The organism is Rugamonas sp. FW305-51, from assembly GCF_058786935.1.
Genome location: NZ_JBYSZG010000041.1, coordinates 46,445 through 52,444, shown reverse-complemented (window position 1 = coordinate 52,444; position 6,000 = coordinate 46,445). Strand labels below are relative to the sequence as shown.

The following is a 6,000-nucleotide window of genomic DNA, read 5'->3' as shown; positions in this document are numbered from 1 at the left end:
GTGTAGAGCTCGGTGGACAGGCGGGTGAACACGGAGCGCGTGGCCTGCAGCTTGAACAGGCTGGCGTCGAACTCCTTTTTCTCCACGTCGATGCGGCGCATCATGTGCGAGATCACGCTCTGGTTCTTGCCGCGCAGGCTCTTGAGTTCATGCAGCTGCTCGACGATGTCGCGGATGCGGGTGGTGATCATGGACAGCTGGGCCGCGCTCAGCGCGTGCAGTTCGGCGCTGAGCTGCTTGCGCACGATATCCTTCTTGGCCGGGATCAGCTCGTCGAACAGGGCTTGCTCGAGCGCCGGCAGGCGGCTTTTGGCCAGCAGCGCCGGGTCGGCATTGATCTTGGCCACCAGCGCCTTCTGGGCCGAGACGGGGAACACCTGGCGCGGCTCCAGGCCCAGCATGTGGGCCGCGTGGGTCTGCTGGCGCGCGATCTCGGCGTTCACTTCGGCGTCGCTGCGCAGCTCGTCCCACATGCTGTCGATCTTGTTGAGCACCACCAGCCGGCCCGCGCCGGCGCCGATGTGGTTGCGCCACACTTCGATGTCGCTCTTGGTCACGCCCGTGTCGGCGGCCAGGATGAACAGCACGGCGTGCGCGTTGGGGATCAGGTTCAGCGTCAGTTCCGGCTCGGTGCCGATGGCGTTCAAGCCCGGCGTGTCGAGGATCACCAGGCCCTGCTTGAGCAGCGGGTGGGGGAAATTGATGATGGCGTGGCGCCACAGGGAAATTTCGACCAGGCCCTCGTTGTCGAGCGTGACGGGCATGTCCGGGTCTTCATCGTCGTACAGGCCGTAGCGCTTGGCTTCGGCCACGGGCACGTGGCGCGTCAGGCTCACCTGCTTGAACGCTTCGTGCATGTCCTGGCCCGCTTCCAGGTTGAGCGGAATCACGGTCCAGGCGCCGGGCTGGTCGCGGTAGTCGCTGGTGGACAGGTTCTCGGCCCGGGTCTCGATCGGCAGCAGGCGGATCGAGGGCGGCCAGGCCGGGTCGTACATCAGCTCCGTGGGGCACATGGTGGTGCGGCCGGCGGCCGAGGGCAGGATGCGCTGGCCGTAGTCGGCGAAGAAGATGGCGTTGATCAGTTCCGATTTGCCGCGCGAGAATTCGGCCACGAAGGCCACCGACAGCTTGTCGTCGGCCAGCCGCGCCAGCGTGCGCGCGATGCGCTGCTCGGTGGCCTGGTCCACCAGTTCGGCGCCGTTGACCCAGCCCTGGTAGTTCTTCAAGGCCGTGACGACCCCTTCGCGCCACGCACTGTATTGTTGGAAATCCCGCACCATGATGCTCCCTTTGCCCGGCTGGTCCGTTAATGTTTTTGCTATTTCTGGCATACGACGCAATAGAAGGTGGAACGCTGCCCCTGCTTGATCTGGCGTACGGGCGTGCCGCACACCCGGCACGGCACGCCAGCACGATCATAGACGAAATAGGACTGCTGGAAATATCCGGACTGGCCGTTCACGCTAATAAAGTCGCGCAGGGTGCTGCCGCCCTGGACAATGGCCTCGGCCAGCACGGTGCGCACGGCCTGTGCCAGCCTGTCGTAGCGGGCCAGGCTGATGCGGCGGGCCGGCGTCCTGGGGTTGATGCCGGCCCGGAACAGGCTTTCCGACGCATAGATATTGCCCACCCCGACCACGATGTCGCCGGCCAGCAGCACCTGCTTGACGGCCGCGCTGCGCCCGCGCGTGTGGGCATACAGCAGCTGGCCGGAAAAGCCATCCTCCAGCGGTTCCACGCCCAGGCCCCGCAGCAGCGCGTGCTGGGCCAGCTCGCCTTCGTCCTTGCCATGCCACAGCACGGCGCCGAAGCGGCGCGGGTCCGTCATGCGCAGCACCTGCAGTCCGTCCGGGCCGTCGACCACCAGGTCGAAATGGTCGTGCTTGCCCGGCGCAACATGCTCCGGCAGCACCCGCAGGTGGCCCGACATGCCCAGGTGGATGATCAGCGTGCCATGGTCGAAGTGCAGCAGCAGGTACTTGCCGCGCCGCCCGGTGGCGCGCACCGGGTGGCCGGGCAGCTCGTCGGGCAGGCGCGGCGGAAACGGCCAGCGCAGGCCGTCGCGGCGCTGCACCACGGCCCGCACGGTACGGCCTTCCAGGTAGGGCGCCACGCCGCGGCGGGTGACTTCAACTTCTGGCAATTCTGGCATCGGGGATCAGGTCTCGCTGTTAAGGGGGAAGTCAGTCTTGGCCAGGCGGAATATTTCGTTACACACGTGTGTGATGTTGCACGCTTGTTGCCGCATAAAAATGCGCCTTTGCGTGCCATGCGTCGTTGCCAATCCTCGCGATAGCGGGCTATCGCTCCGGTTGGCGCCTAGCCTGGCGCGCAAACGCATCATTTTTATTTGCGGCCCCAAGCATGCAACATCACACAGGGGCAGACGCGAGCGCCGCGTTGAGCGTAAAATCTGACCCAAGCGCTGCCGCCACGGTCAGCCCGTTCAGTCCGACCTGCCAGGATTTCCCTTTGAAAAACGCTTTCGCCATTGTAACCCTGTCCGTCCTGATGTCGGCGTGCGCCGTCGCGCCCCGCGTCCCCGCCGAGGCGGCCGCGCCGCCGGCGCCGGAGCCGGAGGCGCCCGCCCCGGCCCCGGCTGCGGCCGAGGAGGCCTTGCCCGGCGTCGAACTGACCAGCGACATGCTGTACAAGCTGACCAAGGCGGAACTGGAATTCAAGCGCGGCCAGTGGCAGGGCCCGTACATGACGATGATGGCGCTGGCCCAGCAGACGCGCGATCCGCGCCTGGCCAAGCGGGCGGCGGAAATGGCGCTGACGGCCAAGCAGGGCGGGGAAGCGCTGGCCGCGATCCGCCTGTGGCGCGGCCTGGCGCCGAACTCGGAAGAGGCGGTGCAGTATTTCCTCGGCTTTGCCGTCGTCAACGACGACCTGTCGGAAGCGGAGCAGATCTTCGCCCAGCGCCTGCAGGCGGCCAAGCCGGCCGCGCGGGGCCTGGCGATGTTCCAGATGCAGCAATTCCTGCTGCGCGCCAAGGACAAGGCGGCCGCCTACGCGCTCACCGAGCGCGTGCTGGCGCCCTACGGCGAGATGCTGGAAGCGCACCTGATCCTGGCCCAGAGCGCCTTCGCCAACAATGACAGCGAGCGGGCCCGCGCCGAAGCGGCCACCGCGCTGCGCCTGCGGCCGGACTCCGAACTGGCCGTACTGACCCAGGCCCAGGTTGCGCCCGACATGGACGGCGCCGTCCAGATCCTGACCGGCTTCCTGGCCCAACACGCCGGCGCGCGCGAAGTGCGGGCCGCCTATGCCCGCATCCTGGTCGACAACAAGCAGTACGACGAAGCGCGCAAGCAATTCCTGCTGCTGCTCAAGGAGCAGCCCGACAACCTGGCCACGCTGTACGCGCTGGGCGTGACGGCCATGCAAAGCCAGGACCTGGCCGGCGCGGAAGACTATTTCAAGCGCTTCATCGTCGTGCTGGGCGAGCACCCCGGCGATGAGCGCGACCCGTCCAAGGTGTTGATGATCTTGTCCCAGCTGGCCGAAGAGCGGGGCGACTTCGACGGCGCCGCCGTGTGGCTGGAGAAGGTGGAGAGCAACGACAGCCGGGTCTACCTGACGGCCCGCCTGAAACGGGCCCAGCTCACGGCCCGCAAGGGCGAAGTGGACGAAGCCCGCAAGCAGCTCGAAGCGCTGCAGACGGCCGACCCGGTGGAGCAGGCCCAGATCGTCCAGACCGACGCCCAGATCCTGCGCGACGCCGGCGACAGCCGCACCGCCTTCGTCGTATTGCAGAACGCGCTCAAGCGCTTCCCCGAGAACGCCGACTTGCTGTACGACTTCGCGCTGGCGGCGGAAAAGCTGGGCGAGCTGGACGTGATGGAAAAAAGCCTGCGCCAGGTGATCGACTCGGCGCCCGACAACCACCACGCCCTCAACGCGCTGGGCTATTCGCTGGCCGAGCGCAACGTGCGCCTGACGGAAGCCTATGCCCTGATCGACAAGGCGCTCAAGATGGCGCCGGGCGACCCCTTCATCATGGACAGCATGGGCTGGGTGCAGTTCCGCCTGGGCCACCTGGTCGAAGCCGAGGAGATGCTGCGCCGCGCCTACGCCCTGCGCAACGATCCCGAGATCGCCGTCCACCTGGGCGAAGTGCTGTGGGTCAAGGGCGACCAGACGGGTGCGCGCAAGATGTGGTCCGAAGCCAAGGCCAAGGACCCCAAGAACGACGCCCTCAAAAGCACGCTGGCGCGCCTGAACCAAAGCCTGTAAGTACCGATGCCTAAATTCCTGTATCCCCTGGCGGCGCTGGCCGCCTGCGCCGCGCTGGCAGGTTGCGCCACCTCGTCCGCTCCCCTGTCGCAGAGCGCCGTCGCGCCGTATCGGGCCGCCATCGAGTTCAATGGCCGGCTGTCCGTCAACTACAGCAAGGACGGCAAGCGCGAAACGCTGTCGGGCAAGTTCAGCTGGCTGCAGACGGCGGCCCGCACCGACGTCAGCCTGGCCTCGCCGCTGGGCTCGACCATCGCCACCATTACCGTCGCGCCCGGCTACGCCAGCCTGACGGAAGCGGGCAAGGCGCCCCGCGTGGCCGGCGACATCGACAGCCTGAGCGCGCAGACCTTGGGCTGGACCTTGCCCGTGTCGGGCTTGCGCGACTGGCTGCAAGGCTATGCCATCGCCGCCGACGGCAGCCGGTTCGCGGCCAGTCCCGCCCGCAGCAGCGTGACCACGCGCGACGGCTGGCGGCTCGATTACGTGTCGTGGCAGGACGAGGGCGACGCCGTACCCCGCCCGCGCCGCATCGACATGGCCCGCAGCACGCTGGGCGGCCTGGAAGACATGCAGATCCGCATCGTCATCGACGCTCCCGCCGCTCCCTGAATTTTTGACTGTATTCCGACATGCAAAGCCTGAAGAATTGCCCGGCCCCGGCCAAACTGAACCTGTTCCTGCACGTGAACGGCCGCCGCGCCGACGGCTACCATTTGCTGCAGACCGTGTTCCAGCTGATCGATCGCGGCGACACGCTGCACTACACGCTGCGCGCCGACCATGAGATCCGCCGCGTCACAGAAGTGGCGGGCGTGCCCGAGCAGCAGGACCTGATCATCCGCGCCGCCCGCCTGCTGCAGGCCGAAGTGCTGCGCCGCACGGGCGCCTTGCCGCCCGGCGTCGACATCGCCATCGACAAGATCCTGCCCATGGGCGGCGGCTTGGGCGGCGGCTCGTCCGACGCGGCCACCACGCTGATGGCATTGAACCATCTGTGGCAGGCCGGCCTGACGCGCGAGGAGTTGATGGCGCTGGGCTTGCCGCTGGGCGCGGACATCCCGTTCTTCATCTTCGGCCAGACGGCCTTCGCGGAAGGGGTGGGCGAGGCGCTGCAGCCGGTCAAGGCGCCGGACTGCTGGTATGTGGTGATCGAGCCGGGCGTGGCGGTGCCCACGGCGCAAATTTTTTGCTCGGAACATTTGACAAGGAATGCGCCGCTCGTCATAATAACGGACTTTTCCAGCTACCTCGAAAAACAAACAGGTTTGACAGGGTACGGAAAGAACGATTTGCAGCAAGTGGCAACGCAGTTATTCCCGCCGGTAGCAGAGGCGATAGAATGGCTCGCTGCTTACGGTGACGCCAGGATGACTGGCTCCGGAGCTTGTGTGTTTTGTGCGGTCGGCAGTGAAGTCGAAGCGGACGCGGTGCTCAGTAATGTGCCTGCCAAGTGGGTTGCCTGGAAAGCCAAAGCACTGGACAAGCATCCCATCGCCAGCTTGTTGTGAGTAGGAAAAAAGATTTTGCTTAGCGTGAATTTTTCGGTATAATGCCGGGCATGTAACGACAAGCAGTCAGTTGCGTAGGGGAATCGCCAAGCTGGTTAAGGCACTGGATTTTGATTCCAGCATACCAAGGTTCGAATCCTTGTTCCCCTGCCATTCAATTTTCCTTGCGGTTCTGTCGAGGCGAAGTCAGCCTCCAGCCAGGGAAAAAAGATGAGCCCGCCCAGCGCGGATCATTCTTAGTACAGCGTCA

Annotated in this window: 5 protein-coding genes and 1 tRNA gene; 4 read left to right on the top strand and 2 right to left on the bottom strand. The window is 65.9% G+C overall.

The annotated features are described in order from the left end of the window. Together AC3WOS_RS22600 and mutM are read right to left on the bottom strand one after the other, a co-directional pair. The coding region (locus AC3WOS_RS22600) for a dynamin family protein (protein WP_492718742.1) at positions 1 to 1,280 on the bottom strand (1,280 nt) is incomplete at its 3' end. A gap of 38 nt (positions 1,281 to 1,318) precedes the next feature. Then, positions 1,319 to 2,152, bottom strand: a complete 834-nt coding sequence (gene mutM / locus AC3WOS_RS22595) for a bifunctional DNA-formamidopyrimidine glycosylase/DNA-(apurinic or apyrimidinic site) lyase (protein WP_492718740.1) — start codon at positions 2,150 to 2,152, stop codon at positions 1,319 to 1,321. A 359-nt stretch (positions 2,153 to 2,511) separates the two neighbouring features. On the opposite strand from mutM, the gene AC3WOS_RS22590 reads away from it, so the two are divergent. The 4 genes from AC3WOS_RS22590 to AC3WOS_RS22575 all read left to right on the top strand — a co-directional run bounded on the left by AC3WOS_RS22590 (position 2,512) and on the right by AC3WOS_RS22575 (position 5,903). Continuing rightward, positions 2,512 to 4,239 (top strand): tetratricopeptide repeat protein, encoded by a 1,728-nt coding sequence (locus AC3WOS_RS22590; protein WP_492718748.1) that lies wholly within the window; start codon positions 2,512 to 2,514, stop codon positions 4,237 to 4,239. A gap of 6 nt (positions 4,240 to 4,245) precedes the next feature. Continuing rightward, positions 4,246 to 4,851 carry an outer membrane lipoprotein LolB gene (locus AC3WOS_RS22585; RefSeq protein ID WP_492718738.1) on the top strand — a complete coding sequence of 202 codons (606 nt, stop codon included), beginning with the start codon at positions 4,246 to 4,248 and terminating at the stop codon, positions 4,849 to 4,851. Positions 4,852 to 4,871: 20 nt separating this feature from the next. Continuing rightward, the gene (gene ispE / locus AC3WOS_RS22580) at positions 4,872 to 5,750 is read left to right on the top strand and encodes a 4-(cytidine 5'-diphospho)-2-C-methyl-D-erythritol kinase (RefSeq protein ID WP_492718736.1); all 879 of its coding nucleotides are present in this window, start codon (positions 4,872 to 4,874) and stop codon (positions 5,748 to 5,750) included. A 76-nt stretch (positions 5,751 to 5,826) separates the two neighbouring features. Beyond that, positions 5,827 to 5,903 (top strand) — tRNA-Gln (locus AC3WOS_RS22575). Positions 5,904 to 6,000 lie beyond the last annotated feature (97 nt).